Below are 22,954 nucleotides of genomic sequence, written 5' to 3'. Positions count from 1 at the left end.
AAGCATTACTTTGGATCAATAAAAATTGCGTCAGCTATATCGCCGTATCCACTTTAACGGCAAGACGATTAGACGGTATTCTACCACAATCTTATTGTTAGGTAGTATGAGCACTTACGTCTCTGCACAAGCAATACACGACATGTATGCAGATCAGAGCTTTGAGTATGCACTGCAACAGAGTATGGTTGCTGAGTTTTCGCTGGCCTACGATGATATTCCAACAGCACTGCATAACTATACTGTGCTTGCGATTCGCAGCAATTCAACCACAATCAAACAGCGTGCCCTTGACATTGCACTTGAATACGACGATTTGCAAGCCGCTTTAGATATTGCCACTCATTGGGTTGAACAAGAACCAGAAGATGTTCCTGCATTATTCTACTTATCACATATTTCGCTCAAAACCCATGAGTATGATCTTGCCGCAAAAACACTGGATAAGATCTTAAATATTGATCCAACTGCGGATTTAGAACAAATTTTAGCGGGGATTGCACCTGAAGAAGCGCAAGATCGGAAGGTTTTATTAAATGCACTGAGTGCAAGTAAAGAAAAAAATAATCCATCAATCTTGGCACTTATTGCAGGATTAGAAGCGCAAGATGGTTTATATGAACAAGCACTCAAAAACATTAACCGAGCGCTACGTAAACGCTCAAAATCCACAAGCTTCATTTTAATGAAAGCCAATCTACTGATGGCTTTAGGTGATGAAACTGAAACTCAAAAATGGCTAGCTCAAGCCAGTCGGAAAAATAAGAGTAATCTGGATATTCGCTTAGCTGAGGCGCGCTATTACATTCAGATCAATCAACAGCAACAAGCTTTTGATAAACTTACAGCGATTATTAAAGATTACCCACAAGCCGAAGAAGCATTATTTATTGCAGGTTTGACCAGTATTGATCTCAAAAAATATGAATATGCTGAACAATATCTGGTTGAGTTGCGTCATTCTGAAAAATACCAAAATGAAGCCTATTATTACCTCGCGATTAATGCGCAACGTAAGCAACATTATGAAACTGCCAAGGCCTATTATCGTCTTGTTGATGGCAGTCTATACATTGTTTCTCGACGGAACATGATTTCTATTTTTGAACAGCAACAACAGCTCAATGATGCGTTGCGCTTTTTAACCCAAGAACGAGTGAATTATCCACAACACGCCAGTTTCTTATATCAAGCTCAGGCAGATATTTTAAAGAAAATGGACAATAAAAAGGCAGCCTTGGCATTGCTTGATGAGGCGATCAAGAATATTCCAGATGATCCTGAGTTGATTTATGCTGAGGTTTTATTGCTCGACCCTTATACCGACCGAGATAAGCTCGATAAAACCCTAAAACAACTGTTATTGATTGAGCCGAATAGCCCAACCTATCTCAATGCTTATGCCTATACACTTGCCTTACAGAATCGCCGTTTAAAAGAAGCGCGAAAATATGCGGAATTAGCACTTGAATACGCGCCTGAGCAAGCGTCTATTTTAGATACGCTCGGTTATATTGCCTTTTTACAAAATGATTTTGATACGGCTGTCGATGTCCTTGAGCAAGCTTATAGCCTGAGTCAAAACATTAATATCGGTGTTCGCTACGCAAAAGCACTGTATATGCAAGGTTCACTCACTCAATTTAGCGATGTGTTACAGCAATTGAAACAAAAACATGCGAATGCCCCACAATTACAACAACTTGATAGCTTAATCTTACCTGTCACTGTGAATAAGAGTTAAATCCATGCGTTTTTTTCCAAAATTATGCGTTGCAATCTGTAGCAGTAGCGTGCTGTTTTTAACAGGCTGTCAGCATTTAAGCCAACCTAAAAAAGTCATTGCGTCACCGCAACTACAGGATGAAAACAACTTCAGTTTGCAAGGAAAAATTGGCGTACGCACACCACAACAGTCTGGCAGCGCATTTTTCACATGGATACAACAGCAAGAACAATTTGATATTGAACTGACTGGCATACTCGGCGTTGGTAAAACACAGATCCAAGGTAAATCTGGCGAGGTTACGCTCAATAGTGCCAAAACTGGATTAATTACAGCAGCATCACCAGAAGAATTATTGGAAAAAGCGACAGGCTGGCAAGCTCCTATTATGCATTTAACACATTGGGTACAGGCCAAACCTGCCACCATACATGCACAAGTTACAAAAGATGAAAACCAACGCTTAACACAGCTCGTTGAAGATGGCTGGACAGTCGACTTTAGTTATAACGATGCCCAAAAAACGCTGCCGAATAAGCTGTTGTTGAAACAAGCGCTTGCCGAAGATCAAGAAAACCGTATTACAATGGTCATTCAAAACCGATAGCCCAGATTATTCTATTATGATGAGAGTTCCTTCCCCTGCCAAATTGAATTTATTTCTTCATATCACAGGTCGTCGAGAAAATGGTTATCATGAATTACAAACCATTTTCCAGCTCATTGATTTATATGACTGGATGACATTTGAGCCAATCTCCGAAGACATGATTCAAATTGAAGGATTAGCTGAAGTCGCACTCGAACAGAATTTAATCTATCGAGCAGCTCAGTTATTACGACCTCATGCCAAAAAACCATGCGGTCTCAACATTCAAATTGAAAAAAATATTCCAATGGGCGCAGGTCTAGGTGGCGGTTCATCCAATGCTGCAACCACCCTGATTGTACTCAATCAGCTTTGGCAATGCGGGTTAAATAACCAGCAACTTGCTGAGTACGGTGTACAACTGGGTGCCGATGTTCCGATCTTTGTTTTTGGGCGGAATGCATGGGCTGAAGGAATCGGTGAACATTTATCATTCATAGACTTAGCACAAAAAAAATTCATAATTTTAAAACCTGACTGTTTTATCAGCACTCAACTGCTATTTTCGCAAAAAACATTGACAAGAGACGCTAAGATCACTAAATTTTGCGCCTATCAGTTAGAACCTTCCAATTTTGGAAATAACTTTGAACCTTTGGCTCGACAGTTATATCCTGAAGTTGAAGAAGCAATGCAATATTTAGATCAGTTTGGTCTAGCAAAGCTTACAGGTACAGGTGCTTGTGTTTTTATTGAAGTAACCCAAGAGATGGACATAACGTTGATCTTGCAAAACGCGCCATGTAAAGCTTACGTGGTCAATAGTTTAGCAGAATCACCTTTATTAAATTTCTCAGTTACACGTTAGGGGCGTCGCCAAGTGGTAAGGCACCGGGTTTTGATCTCGGCATCCGTTGGTTCGAATCCAGCCGCCCCTGCCAATTTTCACCTGTAGATATATGTAATACATTAGGGGCGTCGCCAAGTGGTAAGGCACCGGGTTTTGATCTCGGCATCCGTTGGTTCGAATCCAGCCGCCCCTGCCATTACATTATCAAATTTAGGGGCGTCGCCAAGTGGTAAGGCACCGGGTTTTGATCTCGGCATCCGTTGGTTCGAATCCAGCCGCCCCTGCCATTCCTTTAGTCAGGCTTGTTTTATATTGATATTGCTCAAACATATTGACAATACCGTATAAAACCATTAAAGTTCTGCCGCATTAGGGGCGTCGCCAAGTGGTAAGGCACCGGGTTTTGATCTCGGCATCCGTTGGTTCGAATCCAGCCGCCCCTGCCATATAATAGATTGTTTCTAAACTACCCGTTGGAAAAATTTAAAATTTTTCCCTTGCGCTCGGTCGAAGCATTGCCTAACCCGTCTTTGGAAAAATCATAGATTTCTCCCTTGCGCTCGGGTGAAGCGTCGCTTCACTTAATCCTCGCTCAGGTGCTTCATGCCCAATCTTGTCGTTTTTAGTGGAAGTGCTCATCCACAGTTCGCCCAAAAAGTCGTAAGTCATTTACATATCCCACTAGGAGCTGCTTCAGTTAGCAAGTTCTCTGATGGTGAGATTTCAGTTGAAATTACTGAAAATGTACGTGGCAAAGACGTTTTTATCGTCCAATCTACTTGCGCCCCAACCAATGATAACCTAATGGAAATCTTGGTGATGGCAGATGCTTTGCGTCGCGCAAGTGCAGGTCGTATCACAGCAGTCATTCCGTACTTCGGTTACGCACGTCAAGATCGACGTCCGCGTTCTGCTCGTGTACCTATTACTGCTAAAGTTGTTGCAGATATGCTAACAACTGTAGGTATTGACCGCGTTGTGATGATCGATCTGCACGCAGACCAAATTCAAGGTTTCTTTGATATTCCTGTTGACAACATCTACGGTACGCCAGCTTTGTTAGCTGATTTACATCAGCAACAACATCACAACTTAATGGTGGTTTCACCTGACGTTGGTGGTGTGGTTCGTGCTCGTGCTGTTGCAAAACAACTGGGTGATATTGATTTAGCTATCATCGATAAGCGCCGTCAAAAAGCAAATGAATCTCAAGTGATGCATTTGATTGGTGACGTCAAAGATCGTGACTGTGTCATCGTAGATGATATGGTTGATACAGCGGGTACGCTTTGCAAAGCGGCGGATGCACTCAAACAATTTGGTGCGCGTCGTGTGATTGCTTATGCAACCCACCCTGTTTTATCTGGCAAAGCCATTGAGAACCTTCAAAATTCTGTTATCGACGAACTTGTTGTAACCGACACGATTCCTCTTTCAGATGAAGCAGCAAACATTGGCAAAGTTCGCCAAGTGTCTGTTGCTAGCATGGTTGCTGAAACAATTCGTCGTATCAATAACGAAGAATCTATTAGCGCAATGTTTGATAGTTATCTATAATAGCCCAGCTTTTTTCTTAAACCCTAGCTTAGCTAGGGTTTTCTATCACTAAACTGGTCGCAAGTTTAGTCTCTTAAAACTCAATGAGGATATGCCCATGGCAAACTTCGTATTAAATGCTCAAGCACGTGAAGCTGCACTACAAGGGAAAGGTTCGAGCCGCCGCCTTCGTCACGCAGGAAAAATTCCAGCAATCATCTATGGTGGTAGCGCTGAGCCTGTAACAGTTACTTTAGAGCTTCGTCAAATCGTTAAAGCTTTAGAAAACAACGCTTTCTTTGAAGAAGTGATTGAGATCCAAATCGGTGATCAAGTTGAAAACGTTAAAATCAAAGCGTTACAACGTCATCCAGCAAAAAATACACCTATGCACGCTGACTTCATCCGCGCATAAGTGTTAAAGGCTAATTAGTGTCAAATATTTCGCTAATTGTTGGTTTGGGCAATCCTGGAAAGGAATATGCCCAAACTCGCCATAATGCAGGTTTCTGGTTTGTAGAACAGCTTGCAGATCGTTATGGTATTCATTTAAAAACTGATCCAAAGTTTCACGGATTCAGTGGTCGTGGTCAAATTGAAGGTCATGACGTACGTCTATTACTCCCAACAACGTTTATGAACCGTTCTGGTCAAAGTGTTGCCCCTTTCGCTAAGTTCTATCAGATTTCTCCTGAATCGATCTTAATCGCTCATGATGAACTGGATATGGATCCTGGCGTGATTCGTTTGAAAACAGGTGGTGGGCACGGCGGACACAATGGTCTACGTGATATCGTTCCTCATCTTGGTGCTAATTTCCACCGCTTACGGATTGGAATTGGACATCCTGGCTCTAAAGAGCGTGTTGCAGGTCATGTACTAAACAAAGCCCCAAGCAGTGAACAAGATTTAATGGATGCAGCAATTGATCATGCTTTATCTAAAGTGAAAATACTTGTTGATGGAAAAGTTTCACTGGCGATGAATCAAATTAATGCTTACAAACCCGCTTAAACTTACGACTATATTGTTGAACAATCATACTTGCCATATTGCATTTTTAAGCGCAAAATGCGCATCGAACCGCCAAATAGCCCGCGGAAAACGTGAAAAGTCAACCATAAGATATTCATCTTAGGTCTTACTCAGGAGACGCTAGCCATGCTATCTCGTTTATTAAAATGTAAAATTCACCGTGCAGTTGTGACACATGCTGAACTTCATTATGAAGGTTCTTGTGCAATTGATGGTGTATTAATGGACTTAGCAGGGATTCGTGAATACGAAGAGATCCACGTATGGAACGTCACTAACGGCAAACGTTTCACAACCTATGCCATCCGTGGTGAAGATGATTCAGGCATTATTTCAGTCAATGGTGGCGCAGCACACCAAGCTGATGTCGGCGATTTGGTGATTATTGCGACCTTTGGTGACTTCACTGAAGTAGAAGCAGATCTACACAAACCACGTTTAGTTTATGCCAACCCAAACAATACAGTGAGCCACACCGCTAACTGTATTCCTGTGCAAATTGCATAAGCTTTAAAAAGATTTCGAAAAAGCCAGTCAAAAATGAACTGGCTTTTTTATGCCTAAATAACAGTATTTCCCCAAAGCATACATACAAAAAATGCCTAAACAAAAGCCCTATTTAACGTAACCATACTTGTAAAACAGCTCAATGCTTTATTAAATGAATAGAAAATAAAGATAATTTGAAAAATATGGATATTATAAAAACGCTGAGTAAAGTCACAGTATTTGCAGAGTTGGATGCTGACCCACTAAACACCTTAGCCAGTTATTGTCGTGTTTTGCATTTACAAACAGGGCAAATGCTTTATCAGCTCAATGACTGTGCCGATCATGTTTATATTATTGCCTATGGACGGGTTAAACTCACCACCGCTTCAGGTTTATCAACCTATTTGGGCCGTCACGACATCGTGGGAGAAATGGGGACAATTTCCAAACAACCTCATCACGGTACAGTTCATGCCATCCGAGATACCACCCTATTTGCAATTCCGCAGCAACCATTTTTAGACTTCATTCATCAATATCCAAACGTTTTACTGACCTTGTCCCGACTCATCATTACTCGTTCACAACCCGATCTCCAGCATACCCATGCCATGAGTCATAACCGAACGCTATCAGTTATCCCTGCCACACCGCAGATTCCCGCCATTCATCTCGCAGAACAATTAACTGAGCATTTACAACGCTGGCCACATGTTCGCTTAGTCACAGCCGCACATGTTGATGCACTATTTGGCATTGGATTTAGTCAAACCCCACTCGACTACGGTGCGGATGATCTAAGATTACGTCAATGGTTAGCAAGTTTAGAAGAAAAGCACTGTTATGTCCTCTATGCTGCACACAGCCATGACGATGAATGGTCAAAACGCTGTTTACATCAAGCAGATCGAATCTTAATTTTAGCCGAAGCCAATCACTCACCTGTTCAAACCCAACTTGTCGATGTATTAAATCAATATGATTGGCAAAGCCCGATTGAATTGGTGCTATTACGCTCTGAGGGAGATCCCTCACCACATACATTGATCTGGAAACAGCTCTATCGTGCTCGTGCTCACTATTTTATCCATCCTTGGGCACAGGCTGATATCAGTGCTGTTGCTCGGCAGATCTCAAGTCAAGGTTTAGGTTTGGTACTTGGTGGTGGCGGTGCACGTGGTTTTGCCCATATTGGTCTAATTCGCGCATTGGAACAATTACATATCCCGATTGATATTGTAGGTGGAACCAGTATGGGCGCATTCGTTGCGGCATTGGTCGCATGTGGATTTGATAGTGTTGAAATGACCCATATCGCTTATGAAACCTTTGTTGCCCGAAATTACCTAAATGACTATACCATGCCTCGAGTGTCTTTAATCCGCGGACAAAGATTCCATAGTCGGCTACAAGCTATTTTTGGACATCAGCGCATTGAAGAACTGAAACGAACTTATTATTGTATTTCAACCAATCTATCAACGGGGCAAGCCGTCATTCACGATCAAGGTGAACTGGCAACGTGGGTCGGCACCAGCATGAGCGTTCCTGGCGTTGCGCCACCTGTGGCATGGCATGAGAATTTATTATGTGATGGTGGAGTCATTAATAACCTGCCCACTGATGTCATGCAAAATCTGGAAAGAGGTACCATTATTGCCAGCAATGTCAGCTTGCATGATGATATTCGTATACCGGGTATTGGTTTAAATGAGCCGGACCAAAGTGCCTTGCTCAACTGGAACAAATTGATTAAAGATAAGCTCCTGCCTGCACCACGACTGGCTGAGATTTTAATGCGTACTGCAACACTCGCCAGTGATACCATGATCCAAGCAGCCGCGATTGAACGGGCAAATTTACATATTCGTATGCCAATTGAGGGTATCGGCATGTTTGATTGGCATAAGCTAGATGAATTAGTAGAACGCGGTTATGAACATGCTTTAGCAACATTATTACCTATCCGCGATACGCTACCTTGATCCTCAATATACAGCGAGATCAATCTGATAATGATCCAATAAAGCATCTAAATATTGATAAGTCTCGGTGTCCAATTGCTGCATATAAATATTGAGAATTTTTCGACATTGTCGCTGTTTCTCTATAGGCATACGACGCACGATATCGAAGGTCACTTCCCATTGCGAACGTAACAAAGATGCATAGGCAATGTGATGTAACACCTGTTCATCAATTTGTGCAATTGCTGTCGCAACCACTTCTCTTGCTTCATCTTGCATATAATTCACCACCACCAACATATCAGGCCATAAGTGACGATGATCTGCGGCCGCCACGATACTTTGAATAATCTCGACTCGTCGTAATGCAGGCAAATTTGCAACATAATGCTGGGCCTGAACAGATAGAGCAGCAACAACAGGCAACATATCTTCCCAAAGTTGATCCTCCTGAGCAGCTTGGATAATGGCATTGATCACCGTTTCACCTTGCTGTACGGCTAAATCACCAAGTTCTTGTTTTAATTCATATCCAATATGGCTCATTAATGCCAATAATTTGGGCCAGACCAAACGTTGTGTCGGATCACAAATAATCAATAATGCCTGTTCTATACGCTCTTTCGGTAACACATGAACCAAATGATCAATACGTTCTCTGGATTCAATATAAAAAGCGATTTCCAACAGGTCACTTTCTTGCTCAACCATCTGAGCAACATCTTGCACCACAACATCAGACAACATGCTCACGAACCGCCCCATAGTCACAAAGTCACGTTGTTGCAAAAGAACCTGTGCAATCTCCATAATTTGATGCGTCGTTAAAAATACGAGTAGTTCTCGTGCCAATCGAGGATCAAGATGAACTGAAATCGCAGCAAGTGTTTCGGCAGGTAATTTTTTAGCAATTCGATATAAATTTTCAGTCGATAGATGCACCGCAATTTGTGCCACGATCAGCGGATCTAAAAATCGTTTCACCATGAAAACATTTAACCCATTTGGCAACCAATTGACCCAAGTTGCCAAATATCGAAATCGTGCTTTTTGTTGATCTTGTAATAATTCAATTACTGCAAAGCGAAATTGTCTCAGGCTTTCTGGTGCTATTGTTTGCAAGAAGACCAGTTGTTGTTCTGAAACATTTAGGGTCCGTGCAAGCTTTATAATTTCAGCATGTACTGCTAATCGAGTCATTTGTACTCACCTCTCCGTTTTATTCTTGAAAAGGAAGCGTAGAAAAAATGGGACTTGAAATAAACGCTGGTTAATTTTTCGATTTTCGTCTAGAACCGTTTGCTGTAATTGCTGATTTAACCAAGCCAACTCTTGTGCGGATAAATGAGAAAAATCTTTAAGATTAATCACGGGTCTGTGTATTTGTTGTGCAAGTTGTTCCAGATCAGTCTGAACTGCTTTTTCCATGGGCGATCCCCTTACTTTATTGTTGTTCTCTATTTTGAGTTTATGCTCAATGATGACCGATTACCAATTTCACTGATTAATGGAAAATAGTATGGTCTCTCGGAATTATTCTTGATTTTTATAGAACAATTCATTCTATAAAAAATTCTTTTTCTCTTAAAAAATCTAGTTATAATCAGGACACATCGCTTCAGGGCGGGGTGAAATTCCCCACCGGTGGTAAGTTAGGCTTTGATCATCAATGACCTAATCAGCCCACGAGCCTGTATATTGAGGGACAATGAAAATATTCCCCCGATATATTCGCAGATTTGGTGAGATACCAAAGCCGACGGTATAGTCCGGATGAAAGAAGACGAAACCACTGGAACAACTTCAGCTTGTTTTAGTGCACGCTTATTTTTACATCAGTCCTGAAATGTTCAACCGTATCCTATTTACGAGAGCGTTTCATTATGTCCAGTTTAATTCAACCTGAACTTTTCTTTTCAGCCCTTTCTCCTGCTGAACAACGTATTCAACAAGCTTTAGAAGATATCCGCCAAGGCAAACCTGTGTTGGTGATGGATGATTTTGATCGTGAAAATGAAGCTGACCTCATTATTGCAGCCGAAACATTGACCGTCAAAACCATGGCTCAAATGATCCGTGATGGTTCAGGTATTGTTTGTCTTTGCTTAACGGAAGAATTGGCAGACCATTTACAGCTTCCACCAATGGTCGTGGACAATTCCAGTCAGTTTAAAACCGCGTTTACCGTGACCATTGAAGCTGCGCATGGCGTGACCACAGGTGTTTCTGCCAAAGACCGTGTCACTACTGTATTTGCAGCCACTCAAGAAGGTGCTGTTGCCAGCGACCTCAGCCGTCCGGGTCATGTTTTCCCATTACGCGCACGTAATGGTGGTGTACTCACACGTCGTGGACATACCGAAGGAACGATTGATCTAGCGCGTTTAGCAGGTTTAAAACCGTCTGGCGTACTCTGTGAGTTGACCAATCCTGATGGTTCGATGGCTTCGGGCATTCAAGTTTTAGCGTATGCTCAAACCCATGGTTTAACAGTGATTAGTATTGAAGAACTGGTGCAATATCGTTTAAAGCATAATGTTTAATTTAAAAAATAGCCTCGAATGATCGAGGCTTTTTTATCAATCAATTTTTAAGAAACCTTTCGTTCTGCATTTAACTGATCAACACACTCAATTAATTCATTAAACTGGGAAATCTGTACAATCGGCTGTGCTTGGGCTAATTCCTCTACGGTGCCATAACCATAGTTTACGGCAATGGTTTCGATCCCATGGGCACGTGCGCCAATCACATCATATTGACGATCACCGACCATAATACATTGCTGCGCATCTAACTGCTCTTTTTCAAGAATATAAGCAATCAAATCCGCTTTATTGGTGCGCTCGCCTGTGAGTTCACTGCCATACATTTCAGTAAAATATTGATCTAAGTTGAAATGAACCAAGATTTGTTTTGCATAAATCGTTGGCTTCGCTGTAGCTAGAAATAAGCCATATCCCTGAGCTTGCAGTTGTTGTAAGGTCTCAGCGACCGTTGGATAGACTTTGTTTTCAAATAGACCTATAACAGAGAAACGTTCACGATAAGCAGCCAACGCCTGTTCAGCCAGAGCATCATCCTGCGTATTCAATAGTTTTGCCAATGAAGCTTTGAGCGGAGGACCAATAGTCCAATCTAAATCAAACTCATCTGCTAATGGTTGACCAAGCTGTTCTAAAGCAAAACGAATAGAACCATGAATCCCTGCTTTGGGATCAGTCAACGTACCATCTAAATCAATCAGAATATTTTTGATCGTCATTCACTCAATCTCTTCAAGCCTTACACAACATAGTCGAGAGTTTCCCGAAACTTATCTATACTTATACTAACGTAAATTAAAACATAAAAGGAAATTGCAGTGCGTCCTACCGTACTTTGTTTTTCAGGTTTAGACCCATCAGGCGGCGCTGGTTTACAAGCGGATATTGAAGCAATCGGGCAAAGTGGCACTCATGCTGCAATTGCCTGCACAGCGCTCACCATTCAAAACTCGCAGCAAGTGTTTGGTTTTGAAGCGACCTCAAAAGAGTTACTACTCGCACAAGCCAATGCCGTGGTTGATGACCTCCCGATTAAATGTGTTAAATCAGGCATGTTAGGCACCACAGATAATATTGCGGCTTTGGCTGAATTTTTACGTGCTCATCCAGATTATTTATATGTACTCGATCCTGTTTTAGTTGCAAATAGCGGTGGCTCATTGGGAGATCAGGCAACATTAGTCAAAGCATTTGTTGAACTGATTCCACTAGCAACCGTGATTACGCCCAATACCGTTGAGTTAAGAGCGTTAACAGGCGTAGAAGATATCGAACAAGCCACAGAAAAACTTTTTGAAATGGGTGCAAAAGCGGTGCTGGTTAAAGGTGGACATGAAGATACGCCTGATCATATCCGTAATGTACTGTATGCTGATGGAAAAATGATTGCAGAAAGCCGTTGCCCTCGTTTAGAAGGTCAATATCATGGTTCAGGCTGTTCTTTAGCCAGTTTTATTGCTGGACGTTTGGCATTGGGCGATTCGTTAAAAATTGCGGTTCAGCATGCCGAAACATGGTTATTTGGTGTATTAAAACATGCGGAAACACCCGTCCTGAATGGGCAAAAGATTCCAAAACGGTTTTAAGTCGCTTATAACAAGATCAATATTTCTCTACATCATTCATTAAAAAAAGGCGCATTCAGCGCCTTTCTTAGTACCCACAGATTATTGCGGAATACGCAACACCTGACCAGGGAAAATATCATCTGCATTTTTTAGTAGTGGTCGATTCGCTTCAAAAATTTTATTGTATTGATTTGGATCACCATAATACTCTTTTGAAATCTTAGATAAATTATCACCTGATTTAACCGTATAGAACTTACTTTCAGGTTCAGCTGTCTCAACCGTCATTTGATCATCAACTTGTGCCACATGGTCAGTATTACCAACAGCAAGTACAATCTTTTCTTTATCGGCTTGGCTCTTTACCTGCCCTTTAATCACAGCAGTATCAGTCGTACCATTATAAGTCACTGCTAAACCTTCGATACCTAGACCTAAACTTTTGATTAAACCTAATAATTTATTTGCAATTTCCTGAGCCGAAGGCTCAGTTGATGATGCTGGCGTAGCTTGTGGTTCTGCTGGAGCTGTATTCTTCTTACCAATACCTTTAACAAAATCAAAAAGACCCATTGTTTTTTCCTCTGTAATTATTGATGATGCTTGGTCAAAGTCGACCTAATTTCTAGTTATACCTAAAAAAAATATTTCGCTGGTTTCAATTTAAGCAAGTCTTGTAACTCTATGTATATTTTTAAGTTAATTCTCCAAAATGAGCTACAAAAAAGCGACTGCATGGTGGCTTTCGATCAACTCAAAGCATTAGGCAATTTAGACATCTTCTCCCACGTTATTAGTCACATAATCAATTGCAGATTGGACTGTTGTAATTTTCTCTGCCTCTTCATCTGGAATTTCAATGCCAAATTCTTCTTCAAAAGCCATAATAAGCTCAACGATATCCAAAGAGTCAGCACCTAGATCATCTGTAAAAGTTGCATTAAGCGTAATCTCATCCTCATCTACACCAAGTTGCTCAATGATGATTTCTTTAATACGTTCTGCTATATTTTTCATAAAGTTTCCTTTTGTTGTTATGATTTAATACGTTATTTTGAATAGCACAAATTTTATACACCCAAATAGATTCTATTGGTATTCCAAACCGATTTCTTTCTTGTAAAAATATGTATATTCTCTACGCTCTTCTAAAATTTAGATCATAAAAAAGCCACCTTACGGTGGCTTTCGATCATGCAAGATGATTAACCAAGTTTCTTGGTTACATAATCAATTGCAGATTGGACTGTTGTGATTTCATTTGAATCTTCATCTGGAATAGTGATGTCAAAGTCATTTTCAAAAGACATAACAAGTTCAACCAAATCCAAAGAATCAGCACCTAAATCATCCATGAAAGATGCTTCATTTTTGATCTCTTCAGCACGCATACCTAATTGTTCAGCTACAGCTTGCTTGATGCGTTGTTCGATATCGCTCACAGGAATTCTCCTCATTGCTTGTGGCGTTTTAATTTGCCACTAGTTTAATTGAATATTAAAATTTTTAAAAGTTTATCCATCGCCACTTAGGCCATGTATAAACCACCATTTACGTGTAAAACTGTACCAGTAATGTAACTAGCATTATCGCTTGCAAGGAAACTCACTGCATTTGCAATATCTTGGGGTTCACCTAGACGATTTAAAGCTACTTGATCGATCATTTTTTTACGAACATCTTCGCTTAACTGATCAGTCATTTCAGTTGCGATAAAACCAGGTGCAACACTGTTCACCGTAATCTGACGGCTCCCCATCTCTTTCGCTAAGCTACGACTGAATGCTTCAATCCCTGCTTTTGCTGCTGAGTAATTGGCTTGTCCAGGGTTAGCAAAATGTGCAACCACTGAACTGATGTTAATAATGCGTCCAAAGCGTGCTTTGGTCATGCCTTTCAATACCCGCTTGGATAAACGGTAAACGGCTTTAAGATGGATATTGAGAATGTCATCCCAATCCTCTTCAGACATACGCAATAACAAATTATCTTTGGTGATTCCCGCATTGTTGACCAACACCAGAACCGAACCGTATTGCTGCTCGATATGTGAAACAAGTGCATCAATTGCCGTGCCATCACGAACATCGAGTACCGCACCTGTTCCATGCTCAGCAAAACTGTCTGTCAGTTTTTGCGCGCCTGATTCAGAGGTCGCGGTGCCAACCACAAAAAAACCGTCTTGAATGAGTTGCTGTGCAATTGCTGCGCCAATACCTCGGCTTGCTCCTGTCACTAACGCAACTTTTCGTTGTTGTGTCATGCAATTTTTCCTTCTGCCACTAACACTGCGTTTAGGGCATCTTCCATACGTGCTTTGCTATCAATGGCAAATGCTTTTTCTATGTTCGGTAATCGCTTGGCAAGATTACTCAGTACTGTACCCGGTCCACATTCGACCACATACTGAATACCCTGATCTTGTAGATATTGCATCGTACGCGTCCATTGTACCGATTGATACAATTGAGCAGTTAATGCCTGACGTAATTGAGCAACATCCGTAGCGATTTCCGCGTTGACATTTTGTATTACAGGAAGGTGGGGTAGCTCAATGGCAGTTTGTTCCAAAGCATCAGCAAACTGTTCTGCTGCTGATCTCATCAATGAACAATGCGAAGGTACAGAAACAGGCAATGCAATGGCTTTACCCGATTGTTCTTTTGCCTCAGCCATCACTTGCTGAACCAATGCAGTACTGCCCGCAATCACGACTTGACCTTGCGCGTTATAATTTGCAGCCTCAACCGAACCCTGACCTGTGGCAGATGCATTTTGACAAAGCTCAATCACTTTTTCATCAGCCAAACCAAGGATTGCAGCCATCGCACCTTCACCTTGAGGGACGGCACTTTGCATAAGCTTGCCACGTAAATTGACCAACTTCACTGCATCACCCAGCGTCATTGCTTCAGCTGCAACTAACGCACTGTATTCCCCTAAAGAGTGTCCAGCCAAGTATTTCGGTACGATCCCCCCTAGCTCTAACCACACACGCCACAACGCGATACTTGCGGTGAGTAACACAGGTTGGGTATTTTCAGTTTGGTCTAAACCTTCACCACTTTGAGCAATCTGCCAAAGGTCAAAACCAAGCGCTTCCGATGCTTCAGCAAAGGTGTCTTGAACAACACTAAACTGCTCTGCAAGTTCAGCCAACATACCTACTTTTTGCGAGCCTTGACCCGGAAAAACAAATGCTGTTTTTGTTGCTTGAGCAGCCTGCTCAAGTCGTTTAGTCGACATATAAAAATCCTTAAATTAGTCTATTGCCAATTTCATCAACACTCATGATTCTACATGAGAATGACGATAGACTCTTTAGCGATGCGGCAATTTAACATTGATTAAATCTTTTTATAATTGCGAAAAACAACAAAAAAGGGAGCTTTCGCTCCCATTTTTTCTATACTTTAAGCTAACGCTTAATGCATATGATTCAATTATTCAGCATCAGCTGCTTTAGCGAATAATTGACGACCACGGTAAATACCATCTTTAGTCACGTGGTGACGACGATGAGTTTCACCCGTAGTTTGGTCTACAGATAATGCATTCTCGGTTAAAGCGTCATGTGAACGGCGCATGTCACGGCGAGAGCGACTTTTACGGTTTTGCTGAACGGCCATGATGGCTCCTTACAAAGATCGAAAAAATGGATCAGAACAAATTCGGTTGTCTTAACTCAACATTATAACATAAATTATGAGCTAAGTTTACCCTTCAGGCCTGCCAAAACATCAAACGGATTATCCCGCTTTTCTTCGACATCATCCTGAGTGGCAGGTCGATGCTTATGCTCACAAGCATCATGCTTAGGAGATAAAGGCATCAACAATAACAGTTCATCTTCTAGTAATGCGAGTAAATTAATCGATGCGGGTGTATCAAAATCACCTTTTTTCGAAGATTCACTTTCACCTAAAACGATGAAATCAGCATCCTCATCCAATCGCTCTATCAGTGACTCATCATCAATCAAAGCTAAATGAACGTCTGAAACCAATTCAATTTCAACAGTTCCCAAACAACGTTGGCATTCCATTGGAACTTTAGTTTCAATATGTCCATCTAACCATACAATACGATGATAGATATCCATTGATAGCTTACAGTCTATGTTGGTCAATTGATCATCAATTGAACCAACAGCTTCTCGAGCAATACGAGCAAAGCGAGACAATGGCAGTGTTCCTGACCATGTAAAGCCCTGTTCAGCCCATTTAAATGGCTCGATTTGGCTTGGAAAAGTATTTGCTGACATAATTAAGGCGGCAATTCTACAAATTCATCGGTACTCTGTCAAAGATTAAGATACAATTTTGCACTTCTTTCGACAGAACTCAGGGTAACACAGCAATGCACCTGTTGCAGCCGCAACTTGAAGTAACAACTTTATTACTTGTTAGCACCCATTCAACCTCTGTTCCTGTGTTAATGCCAGATCACGTGCAACATGTATCATGGCAAAACTTAACGACAGAATCAGAACAGGTCGATTGGCTTATTTTACACTTTAATTCTTGGTTTTCCCACCATAATGTCACTTTAGTCAAAGGAGATTTTGAACCTGAATATTTCCCTGCCACTTTGATTGAACCTGCCAAGATTCAATTTGCACATGGTTTTTTTAATAGTGCCTTGCATGAAATCAGCCATTGGACGATTGCGGGTGAAAAACGCCGTTTACTCCCTGATCTTGGATATTGGTATGCACCTGATGGGCGGACGGCAGAACAACAGGCTTTATTTGAACAGGTTGAGATTAAACCACAAGCGATTGAATGGTTATTTGCAACTGCATTTGGGCGAAAATTCCGTGTGTCTTTAGATAATTTGACAGGCGATAGTGGTAACGGAAATCAATTTAAAGATCATGTTTTTGCACAAGTACAACGTTATTTTTCTGGCGAAGCAAAGTTACCACGTGATGCAGCGCATTTTATTGATTGCATTTGTCTTTGTACACGCAACGGCTCACCATTACAACTCAATGAATTTAAACGTGAATACCTTGATTAAATGACAAAATTATCACAGCAAAGACTTGCAACATGCCCACAACACGTTTCATACTAAATTCAGCCATAAAGATCAGGGAGTTATAATAATGTTGCATTTACATATTCATCCTGAAAACCCACAGGCTCGTTTAATCACTCAAGCCGTCGAGCGTATTCGTGCGGGTGATGTTGTCGTCTACCCGACTGATGCCGCCTATGCGATTGGCTGTCAGATTGGCAATAAAAGTGCGATGGAACGGATTGCTCAAATTCGTGGTTTAGGTCCAAAACATCAATATGCGATTATGTGCTGCGATTTGTCTGATATTGCAACCTATGCCAAAGTCGATAATGCGATGTATCGACTGTTAAAAAACAATACCCCTGCTGTAACAACCTTTATTTTGCCTGCGACCAGTGAAGTACCGAAACGTTTGATGCATCCAAAGAAAAAAACCATCGGTCTGCGCATCCCAAGTAATCCAATTGCCCAAGCATTATTAAAAGAGTTAGATGAGCCGTTACTGACCAGTACCCTGATTTTACCTGATCAAGCTGACCCTTTGGATGACCCATTTGATATTGAAAATCAGCTTGGCAAGCGTATTGATGTATTTATTGATGGTGGTTTTGGAATGTTAGCAACGACAAGTATTGTGGATTTATCTGGTGAAAACCCAGAAATCATCCGACGTGGTATCGGTGATGTCAGTGCTTTTGAATAATCTGAAACAATAAAATCGAGTCATAAGTAGAGCTTAATATCAAACCATTGCTTCAATAAACCTGTAGATAATACGTGATGCACAGATGTTTTAATAACAAGTGCATCCACTGTTTCAATTACAACAAGCTCATCCCGCACCTGCTTTACAAGTCGATTAGGTTGGTTTTTTTCCAAAAAATTTATTTTTTCATATATATAGCACAACTTAAACCACAGCCAATTGATCATAAAATCATAAGCGTATTATTCAATAACGGAATGAAATAAATATAATCTGATTATTTATTTTTAGAATCATTTATTTATGATGAATATAGTCTTTTTTTAGCTAATAAAATAAATAGCTCAATTTAACAAAAGTTATATTATTTTTATAAAATATCATCATAGCCCTATTATAAGCATAGATTTATAGATATTTCATCTAACTAAACCTGCATAACTAAGAACGATAAATGATTTTTGTCACTAAAACTATTCATGCAATATTGTACGCTTAATTCACAACCAGTCGAGAAGATAGCGATGTCTATTTTAATCCATCCAGAGTCACGACGATTATCTAAGTCTGAACGTGCGATGGCTGTCGTTTATGAGGACAGTAAATCTCGTGCCTTATTACATCGAATTGAACAAATTGCGCCGAGTGAAGCCAGTGCCTTGATTATTGGTGAAACAGGTACAGGCAAAGAATTGGTTGCCCGACATATTCATATGTTGAGTCATCGCAAAAATGCGGCTTTTATTGCCGTGAACTGTGGTGCCTTGACTGAAAGTTTGGCAGAAAGTGAACTCTTTGGACATGAAAAAGGAGCATTTACAGGCGCAATTCAAAATAAAATCGGTTGGTTTGAAGCCGCCAATGAAGGCACTTTATTTTTAGATGAAATCGGTGATTTGTCACCAACCCTGCAAGTCAAACTGTTACGTGTCTTGCAAGAGCGAGAAATCTACCGAGTGGGTTCATTAAAACCGATTAAACTGAATATTCGGATTATTGCTGCCACCAATATTCGACTTGAAGCTGCGGTGCAGGCAGGTAAATTCCGCGAGGATTTATTTTACCGTTTAAATGTCGCTCGTTTGCATGTACATCGTCTGGCAGATCGTCCTGAAGATATTTTGCCTTTGGCAAATCATTTTATTGAAGAATATTGTAATCGTCTAGGTTATCCCTATGCCAAGCTGAGTGCAATCGCTATACAAAAGTTATTAAAATACAACTACCCTGGCAATATTCGTGAACTGGAAAATGCCATTCACCATGCCCTGTTGGTCTGCAAAGATAATATCATTCAGCCCACTGATTTTTGTTTTGCAACACTCAATGCACAGGCAAAAGAACGTCCTATGCATTCATCACATTCATTCGATGATATTGCGCATCGTTACACAGATCATCCTGCAATTTCTCAATTGCCTAAACAACATTTACAACAAGCCTTACTGAAACTGTTTGAATCAGATCATCATCATGTCGATGAAAATCTGGATGCCTTGATTGAAGAAACAACGATTCGGGTGGCTTATGAATATTGCCATCGTAATCAAATGCAAACAGCAAAATTGTTGGGTGTCAGTCGCAATGTGGTGAGAGCTCGTTTACTTAAATATAAACTCATTGGTGATGAGGCGATACCTGCGTTCGATATTTCACTTTAGTTTTTATATAAATGCCTAACGGGCAACAGCCCGTCTATAGGCAATATTTTTACCATGCAAATTGATAATGTCCCAGCGGTTCCGCCACCAGATCCAATAATTGTTCTGGTTCCGTTTGGCTAAAATCGGACAGAATATCATTGCGAATAGCAGTCAATCGTATATCTTCCCGATGACGAGGATGTGGCAAGGTGACAGGAAGAATACGTTTAATTCGTCCAGGATGCGGCTGCATAACCACCACGCGATCCCCGAGAAAAACCGCCTCATCAACATCATGCGTCACGATAATCATGGTGATTTTTTCAGTCTGCCAAATACGCTGTAATTCCTGTTGTAAATTGGCGCGGGTCAAGGCATCCAGCGCACCAAATGGCTCATCCAGTAATAGAATATCAGGACGATTGACCAATGCTCGAGCAATGGCAACCCGTTGACTCATCCCACCTGACAATTGCGATGGATAAGCATTTTGGAACGCAGTTAAGCCCACCAATTCCAAATGTTCATCAATGGTCTGATCTTGTTCAGCACGGCTCAAATGACTATTTTCCAGTGCTAAACGGACATTCTCCCGTACTGACAGCCACGGAAATAAACGATGATCCTGAAACACAATCCCCCGTTTTAAACTGGTTCCCACCACAACTTGGCCATCAACTTCTATATTGCCCTGAAAGGATTGTTCCAGCCCTGCCAACAGTCTCAGTAGGGTTGATTTTCCACAGCCGCTACTGCCGACAATACTGATAAATTCTCCAGCCTGAATATCGAGCGAAATATCTTCAAGTACTTGCAAATCCTGATCATTTTTCTGCTGATAATATTTATTGACCTGCTGAATCTTTAATGCGCCAGTTATATACGTCATCAACGTCCCCCTGTTGTAAAACAAATATAATAAAACCTGAATTGCATTAGAATGTAGCAAGTGCCACTTCAGTCGATTTAATCAAAACTAAAACCTCTGAACCAACCTGTAAATTTAAACTTTTTACTGAACGGGTGGTAATCACTGATGTGAATAAACCCGCTGGTGTTCTGACATCAACCTCAGTCACGACTGAACCTTCGATAATTTCTTCAACCACACCTTTAAACTGGTTACGCACATTAATCACAAGTGAGCTCATATTCTAAAACCTATATAAAACAAAAAAACATTCAATTCATATTAATCACTTTATATTTATATTAAAACCAATAATAAATGATTTTCATTGCATAAAAAATAATATTTATAAATAATAAAATAAAACCCAACTTAACCACATTAATCTCCAAAAACAAAAAATCACCCTCATATTTAAATATATCAGGATGATTCATCATTATTTTTTGATTTGATCATAAGCATTATATTGATTGGTATAGACCTGATCAGCCTTAATCTGTTCTGGTTTTAATTGTCCATCCTTTTCTAGCCAGTCAATCCAGAGTTTAAAATCTTCCTCTTTTAATTTACCGCCATCAGCAACGCCCCAACCATAAAAATATTTTAAGGCGTCAGAATTTTCCATACGCTGACGTTTTTCGATAATCTTTTCAAAACGAGCAATCACTTCTTCCCGAGGATGTGCATTTGCCCATTCAAAGGCTCGACCGATAGCAGTCACAATATGGGTTGCAGTATTGGGGTTTTTATCTAGATAACGTTTGGACATGGCATAAGCCCCTAAAGTTTTATCTCCAAACATTTCCCAGTCACGATACAGCACACGTACATTACCACGCTCAATCGCTGGTCCTGTCAAAGCTGCAACCTGTACATGCCCCTGACGTAATGCCTGCTCACCACTACCAGGCGGAACCACCACTAAAGTCACCTGTTTAATTTCGTCAGCCGTTAATCCTCCACGTTTTAGCCATTCTTTGAGCATCACCTCTGCCTGTGCCCCTAGAATATTCACTGCCACTTTTTTGCCAATCAGATCACGAGGCTGTTTAATCGAACTATTTTCAAGGACATAGTAGCCTTTGTTATCATCTGGCGGAGAACCATAAGCAGCGACAACTGCGACCATTGGCGCCTTACCAGCAACCACATTGACAATCGAACCGACAAATGAAGAGCTACTAATATCCACATCTCCAGTTAAAGCTGCCTGCAAACCTTGTGGGCCTCCTGTTGCAATCCCAACATAGTTCGGTTTCACAGGCGCAAGATAACCTAGATCTTCGGCAAGTGCGATCGGCCCAACCACACCTGCTGCCCCCATATAATTAAAACTCAATGTCTCTAAGGGTTTCCCCACAACATTCAATTCACCTTGTGCTGGGTTTGGATCTTGTTTGCTACACGCAAATAAAAATACACTGACACAGATCAAAATCGAACTTTGGATAAGTTTTAAAATATTTGAAGCATGTTTATATTGCATATTCATCTTCATCCTGTTCTTTTCCATGCGGTAAACCGTTTTTCAATGGCAAGTAATAAATAGTTAAATGAAAAACCAAATGTAGTGATACTGATAATCCCCACAAACATTTCAGGAATCTGGAAGTTATATTGAGAATAAATAATCAGATAACCTAATCCTGCTTTAGCACCAATCATTTCAGCCGCAATCAATAATAAAATACAGCCTGTCCCTGCCAAACGAATGCCCACAAAAATTGTAGGAATAGCTGCGGGTAAAATCACTTTAGTAAACAGTTTTAAATCATTTAAACCCAGTGTACGAGCCGATTTAATCAGTAATGGGTCCACATTGCGTACCGCTGAAATAGTACTGAGTAAAATCGGGAAAAAGCAGCCAAAAATAATCAGTCCAATTTTAGAAGCTTCACCAATTCCTAAAAACAGCATAAATACAGGTAATACTGCCAATGCACTGGTATTACGCAGCAGTTCCAGTAATGGATTTAAATAATCAGAAAAACCACGATACCAACCAATCGCAAAACCCAATGGAATGGCAGTAAATAGCGAAATAAAAAATGCCCCCAAAGAACGCGTTAAACTGGCTTGTAAATGCACAAAAAGTTGACCATTTACAATCAGATTCCAACCTGCTTCCAATACTTTACTAATCGGAGGTAAAAAAGCAGCATCAACAATATTTAAACGCGGTAAGGCTTCCCATAATGCAAAAAACAGAATCAGTACGATGCTACGTTTATAAAGCAAGAATACCCATTGCCAATCATAATATTTGCTCTGAACAAGCGCTAAAGGGTTTGAAATCTGTTTAGCCGTTACAAGGGCTGTTTTTGAACTACTCATCTGAATCACTCCTTATCATTTTAT

The 22,954-nt window shown here is 40.7% G+C and carries 27 protein-coding genes, 4 tRNA genes and 1 riboswitch; of the genes, 17 read left to right on the top strand and 14 right to left on the bottom strand.

What is annotated here, in order from left to right; all coding sequences use genetic code 11:
- The first annotated feature begins 25 nt into the window (after nt 1-25).
- From MMP72_RS07185 to MMP72_RS07130, 12 genes are all read left to right on the top strand, one after another.
- Entirely contained in the window at nt 26-1,744 is a 1,719-nt protein-coding gene (locus tag MMP72_RS07185; protein ID WP_241315883.1) for a tetratricopeptide repeat protein, read from the top strand.
- A gap of 4 nt (nt 1,745-1,748) precedes the next feature.
- Entirely contained in the window at nt 1,749-2,333 is a 585-nt protein-coding gene (gene lolB / locus MMP72_RS07180; protein WP_241315879.1) for a lipoprotein insertase outer membrane protein LolB, read from the top strand.
- Nucleotides 2,334-2,349: 16 nt separating this feature from the next.
- Nucleotides 2,350-3,183, top strand: a complete 834-nt coding sequence (ispE, locus tag MMP72_RS07175; protein ID WP_241316077.1) for a 4-(cytidine 5'-diphospho)-2-C-methyl-D-erythritol kinase — start codon at nt 2,350-2,352, stop codon at nt 3,181-3,183.
- Nucleotides 3,182-3,256 (top strand) — tRNA-Gln (locus tag MMP72_RS07170). Before ispE ends, MMP72_RS07170 begins: the two co-directional genes overlap by 2 nt.
- Nucleotides 3,257-3,286: 30 nt before the next feature.
- Nucleotides 3,287-3,361 (top strand) — tRNA-Gln (locus tag MMP72_RS07165).
- A gap of 16 nt (nt 3,362-3,377) precedes the next feature.
- Nucleotides 3,378-3,452: transfer RNA gene (locus MMP72_RS07160), tRNA-Gln, on the top strand.
- An 84-nt stretch (nt 3,453-3,536) separates the two neighbouring features.
- A tRNA-Gln gene (locus MMP72_RS07155) sits at nt 3,537-3,611 on the top strand.
- 157 nt (nt 3,612-3,768) lie between these two features.
- Nucleotides 3,769-4,722 (top strand): ribose-phosphate pyrophosphokinase, encoded by a 954-nt coding sequence (locus MMP72_RS07150; protein ID WP_004670043.1) that lies wholly within the window; start codon nt 3,769-3,771, stop codon nt 4,720-4,722.
- A gap of 97 nt (nt 4,723-4,819) precedes the next feature.
- The gene (rplY, locus tag MMP72_RS07145; RefSeq protein ID WP_241315877.1) at nt 4,820-5,116 is read left to right on the top strand and encodes a 50S ribosomal protein L25; all 297 of its coding nucleotides are present in this window, start codon (nt 4,820-4,822) and stop codon (nt 5,114-5,116) included.
- Nucleotides 5,117-5,133: 17 nt separating this feature from the next.
- On the top strand, nt 5,134-5,715 hold the full coding sequence (gene pth, locus MMP72_RS07140) for an aminoacyl-tRNA hydrolase (RefSeq protein WP_241315876.1): 582 nt from the start codon (nt 5,134-5,136) through the stop codon (nt 5,713-5,715).
- Between the two features lie 147 nt (nt 5,716-5,862).
- A complete protein-coding gene (panD, locus tag MMP72_RS07135; protein WP_004670039.1) occupies nt 5,863-6,243 on the top strand; it encodes an aspartate 1-decarboxylase in 381 nt (126 codons plus the stop codon).
- A 185-nt stretch (nt 6,244-6,428) separates the two neighbouring features.
- Nucleotides 6,429-8,213, top strand: coding sequence for a patatin-like phospholipase family protein (locus tag MMP72_RS07130; RefSeq protein WP_241315875.1), 1,785 nt, complete (start codon nt 6,429-6,431; stop codon nt 8,211-8,213).
- A 3-nt stretch (nt 8,214-8,216) separates the two neighbouring features.
- Here the strand turns inward: MMP72_RS07130 and MMP72_RS07125 are convergent, their stop codons facing one another.
- The gene (locus MMP72_RS07125) at nt 8,217-9,395 is read right to left on the bottom strand and encodes a hypothetical protein (RefSeq protein WP_241315873.1); all 1,179 of its coding nucleotides are present in this window, start codon (nt 9,393-9,395) and stop codon (nt 8,217-8,219) included.
- 6 nt (nt 9,396-9,401) lie between these two features.
- Nucleotides 9,402-9,623, bottom strand: coding sequence for a hypothetical protein (locus MMP72_RS07120; RefSeq protein WP_241315870.1), 222 nt, complete (start codon nt 9,621-9,623; stop codon nt 9,402-9,404).
- A gap of 183 nt (nt 9,624-9,806) precedes the next feature.
- A riboswitch (FMN riboswitch) is annotated at nt 9,807-9,984 on the top strand.
- A gap of 94 nt (nt 9,985-10,078) precedes the next feature.
- Here MMP72_RS07120 and ribB point away from each other — a divergent pair.
- Nucleotides 10,079-10,738: a 3,4-dihydroxy-2-butanone-4-phosphate synthase gene (ribB, locus tag MMP72_RS07115; RefSeq protein ID WP_241315868.1), complete on the top strand. Its 660-nt coding sequence runs from the start codon at nt 10,079-10,081 to the stop codon at nt 10,736-10,738.
- A gap of 47 nt (nt 10,739-10,785) precedes the next feature.
- Here ribB and MMP72_RS07110 read toward each other — a convergent pair whose 3' ends face one another.
- Nucleotides 10,786-11,460 carry an HAD-IA family hydrolase gene (locus MMP72_RS07110; RefSeq protein WP_241315866.1) on the bottom strand — a complete coding sequence of 225 codons (675 nt, stop codon included), beginning with the start codon at nt 11,458-11,460 and terminating at the stop codon, nt 10,786-10,788.
- Nucleotides 11,461-11,559: 99 nt separating this feature from the next.
- Between MMP72_RS07110 and MMP72_RS07105 the strand changes: the two genes are divergently transcribed.
- Nucleotides 11,560-12,327 carry a hydroxymethylpyrimidine/phosphomethylpyrimidine kinase gene (locus tag MMP72_RS07105; RefSeq protein ID WP_241315865.1) on the top strand — a complete coding sequence of 256 codons (768 nt, stop codon included), beginning with the start codon at nt 11,560-11,562 and terminating at the stop codon, nt 12,325-12,327.
- Nucleotides 12,328-12,408: 81 nt separating this feature from the next.
- Here the strand turns inward: MMP72_RS07105 and lysM are convergent, their stop codons facing one another.
- From lysM to MMP72_RS07070, 7 genes are all read right to left on the bottom strand, one after another.
- Nucleotides 12,409-12,882: a peptidoglycan-binding protein LysM gene (lysM, locus tag MMP72_RS07100; protein ID WP_241315863.1), complete on the bottom strand. Its 474-nt coding sequence runs from the start codon at nt 12,880-12,882 to the stop codon at nt 12,409-12,411.
- A 198-nt stretch (nt 12,883-13,080) separates the two neighbouring features.
- Complete coding sequence (gene acpP, locus MMP72_RS07095) at nt 13,081-13,326, bottom strand: acyl carrier protein (RefSeq protein WP_241315861.1); 246 nt, start codon at nt 13,324-13,326, stop codon at nt 13,081-13,083.
- Between the two features lie 188 nt (nt 13,327-13,514).
- Nucleotides 13,515-13,751 carry an acyl carrier protein gene (gene acpP / locus MMP72_RS07090; protein WP_004655272.1) on the bottom strand — a complete coding sequence of 79 codons (237 nt, stop codon included), beginning with the start codon at nt 13,749-13,751 and terminating at the stop codon, nt 13,515-13,517.
- Nucleotides 13,752-13,837: 86 nt separating this feature from the next.
- On the bottom strand, nt 13,838-14,572 hold the full coding sequence (gene fabG, locus MMP72_RS07085; protein ID WP_241315859.1) for a 3-oxoacyl-ACP reductase FabG: 735 nt from the start codon (nt 14,570-14,572) through the stop codon (nt 13,838-13,840).
- Nucleotides 14,569-15,555 carry an ACP S-malonyltransferase gene (gene fabD, locus MMP72_RS07080; protein WP_241315857.1) on the bottom strand — a complete coding sequence of 329 codons (987 nt, stop codon included), beginning with the start codon at nt 15,553-15,555 and terminating at the stop codon, nt 14,569-14,571. The genes fabG and fabD overlap by 4 nt, the downstream gene beginning before the upstream one ends.
- Before the next feature lie 197 nt (nt 15,556-15,752).
- Nucleotides 15,753-15,938 carry a 50S ribosomal protein L32 gene (rpmF, locus tag MMP72_RS07075; protein ID WP_004638135.1) on the bottom strand — a complete coding sequence of 62 codons (186 nt, stop codon included), beginning with the start codon at nt 15,936-15,938 and terminating at the stop codon, nt 15,753-15,755.
- A gap of 74 nt (nt 15,939-16,012) precedes the next feature.
- Nucleotides 16,013-16,573, bottom strand: coding sequence for a YceD family protein (locus tag MMP72_RS07070; protein ID WP_241315855.1), 561 nt, complete (start codon nt 16,571-16,573; stop codon nt 16,013-16,015).
- A 95-nt stretch (nt 16,574-16,668) separates the two neighbouring features.
- Here MMP72_RS07070 and MMP72_RS07065 point away from each other — a divergent pair, with 95 nt between their 5' ends.
- The 3 genes from MMP72_RS07065 to MMP72_RS07055 all read left to right on the top strand — a co-directional run bounded on the left by MMP72_RS07065 (nt 16,669) and on the right by MMP72_RS07055 (nt 19,701).
- The gene (locus tag MMP72_RS07065; RefSeq protein WP_241315853.1) at nt 16,669-17,331 is read left to right on the top strand and encodes an elongation factor P hydroxylase; all 663 of its coding nucleotides are present in this window, start codon (nt 16,669-16,671) and stop codon (nt 17,329-17,331) included.
- An 88-nt stretch (nt 17,332-17,419) separates the two neighbouring features.
- Complete coding sequence (locus MMP72_RS07060) at nt 17,420-18,037, top strand: L-threonylcarbamoyladenylate synthase (RefSeq protein WP_241315851.1); 618 nt, start codon at nt 17,420-17,422, stop codon at nt 18,035-18,037.
- Nucleotides 18,038-18,564: 527 nt separating this feature from the next.
- On the top strand, nt 18,565-19,701 hold the full coding sequence (locus tag MMP72_RS07055; protein WP_241315849.1) for a sigma-54 dependent transcriptional regulator: 1,137 nt from the start codon (nt 18,565-18,567) through the stop codon (nt 19,699-19,701).
- Nucleotides 19,702-19,750: 49 nt separating this feature from the next.
- Here MMP72_RS07055 and MMP72_RS07050 read toward each other — a convergent pair whose 3' ends face one another.
- From MMP72_RS07050 to MMP72_RS07035, 4 genes are all read right to left on the bottom strand, one after another.
- Complete coding sequence (locus MMP72_RS07050; RefSeq protein WP_241315847.1) at nt 19,751-20,572, bottom strand: ABC transporter ATP-binding protein; 822 nt, start codon at nt 20,570-20,572, stop codon at nt 19,751-19,753.
- 46 nt (nt 20,573-20,618) lie between these two features.
- On the bottom strand, nt 20,619-20,834 hold the full coding sequence (locus MMP72_RS07045) for a TOBE domain-containing protein (RefSeq protein ID WP_241315844.1): 216 nt from the start codon (nt 20,832-20,834) through the stop codon (nt 20,619-20,621).
- A gap of 198 nt (nt 20,835-21,032) precedes the next feature.
- Nucleotides 21,033-22,088 carry an ABC transporter substrate-binding protein gene (locus MMP72_RS07040; RefSeq protein WP_241315842.1) on the bottom strand — a complete coding sequence of 352 codons (1,056 nt, stop codon included), beginning with the start codon at nt 22,086-22,088 and terminating at the stop codon, nt 21,033-21,035.
- Nucleotides 22,089-22,090: 2 nt separating this feature from the next.
- Nucleotides 22,091-22,930: an ABC transporter permease gene (locus MMP72_RS07035; RefSeq protein WP_241315839.1), complete on the bottom strand. Its 840-nt coding sequence runs from the start codon at nt 22,928-22,930 to the stop codon at nt 22,091-22,093.
- Nucleotides 22,931-22,954: the final 24 nt, after the last annotated feature.

The organism is Acinetobacter sp. NIPH 2699, assembly GCF_022549355.1.
Lineage (GTDB): Bacteria > Pseudomonadota > Gammaproteobacteria > Pseudomonadales > Moraxellaceae > Acinetobacter.
The sequence above is the reverse complement of the archived record's forward strand: the minus strand, read 5'-3'. Positions and strand labels throughout refer to the sequence as shown.

Excerpts from the sequence above, each read along its gene's own strand:
- lolB (WP_241315879.1), top strand. The coding sequence starts at position 1,749 with ATGCGTTTTTTTCCAAAATTATGCGTTGCAATCTGTAGCAGTAGCGTG.
- ispE (WP_241316077.1), top strand. The coding sequence starts at position 2,350 with ATGATGAGAGTTCCTTCCCCTGCCAAATTGAATTTATTTCTTCATATC.
- MMP72_RS07150 (WP_004670043.1), top strand. The coding sequence starts at position 3,769 with ATGCCCAATCTTGTCGTTTTTAGTGGAAGTGCTCATCCACAGTTCGCC.
- rplY (WP_241315877.1), top strand. The coding sequence starts at position 4,820 with ATGGCAAACTTCGTATTAAATGCTCAAGCACGTGAAGCTGCACTACAA.
- panD (WP_004670039.1), top strand. The coding sequence starts at position 5,863 with ATGCTATCTCGTTTATTAAAATGTAAAATTCACCGTGCAGTTGTGACA.
- MMP72_RS07130 (WP_241315875.1), top strand. The coding sequence starts at position 6,429 with ATGGATATTATAAAAACGCTGAGTAAAGTCACAGTATTTGCAGAGTTG.
- MMP72_RS07125 (WP_241315873.1), bottom strand. The coding sequence starts at position 9,395 with ATGACTCGATTAGCAGTACATGCTGAAATTATAAAGCTTGCACGGACC.
- MMP72_RS07120 (WP_241315870.1), bottom strand. The coding sequence starts at position 9,623 with ATGGAAAAAGCAGTTCAGACTGATCTGGAACAACTTGCACAACAAATA.
- ribB (WP_241315868.1), top strand. The coding sequence starts at position 10,079 with ATGTCCAGTTTAATTCAACCTGAACTTTTCTTTTCAGCCCTTTCTCCT.
- MMP72_RS07110 (WP_241315866.1), bottom strand. The coding sequence starts at position 11,460 with ATGACGATCAAAAATATTCTGATTGATTTAGATGGTACGTTGACTGAT.
- lysM (WP_241315863.1), bottom strand. The coding sequence starts at position 12,882 with ATGGGTCTTTTTGATTTTGTTAAAGGTATTGGTAAGAAGAATACAGCT.
- acpP (WP_241315861.1), bottom strand. The coding sequence starts at position 13,326 with ATGAAAAATATAGCAGAACGTATTAAAGAAATCATCATTGAGCAACTT.
- fabG (WP_241315859.1), bottom strand. The coding sequence starts at position 14,572 with ATGACACAACAACGAAAAGTTGCGTTAGTGACAGGAGCAAGCCGAGGT.
- fabD (WP_241315857.1), bottom strand. The coding sequence starts at position 15,555 with ATGTCGACTAAACGACTTGAGCAGGCTGCTCAAGCAACAAAAACAGCA.
- rpmF (WP_004638135.1), bottom strand. The coding sequence starts at position 15,938 with ATGGCCGTTCAGCAAAACCGTAAAAGTCGCTCTCGCCGTGACATGCGC.
- MMP72_RS07070 (WP_241315855.1), bottom strand. The coding sequence starts at position 16,573 with ATGTCAGCAAATACTTTTCCAAGCCAAATCGAGCCATTTAAATGGGCT.
- MMP72_RS07065 (WP_241315853.1), top strand. The coding sequence starts at position 16,669 with ATGCACCTGTTGCAGCCGCAACTTGAAGTAACAACTTTATTACTTGTT.
- MMP72_RS07060 (WP_241315851.1), top strand. The coding sequence starts at position 17,420 with ATGTTGCATTTACATATTCATCCTGAAAACCCACAGGCTCGTTTAATC.
- MMP72_RS07055 (WP_241315849.1), top strand. The coding sequence starts at position 18,565 with ATGTCTATTTTAATCCATCCAGAGTCACGACGATTATCTAAGTCTGAA.
- MMP72_RS07050 (WP_241315847.1), bottom strand. The coding sequence starts at position 20,572 with ATGACGTATATAACTGGCGCATTAAAGATTCAGCAGGTCAATAAATAT.
- MMP72_RS07045 (WP_241315844.1), bottom strand. The coding sequence starts at position 20,834 with ATGAGCTCACTTGTGATTAATGTGCGTAACCAGTTTAAAGGTGTGGTT.
- MMP72_RS07040 (WP_241315842.1), bottom strand. The coding sequence starts at position 22,088 with ATGAATATGCAATATAAACATGCTTCAAATATTTTAAAACTTATCCAA.
- MMP72_RS07035 (WP_241315839.1), bottom strand. The coding sequence starts at position 22,930 with ATGAGTAGTTCAAAAACAGCCCTTGTAACGGCTAAACAGATTTCAAAC.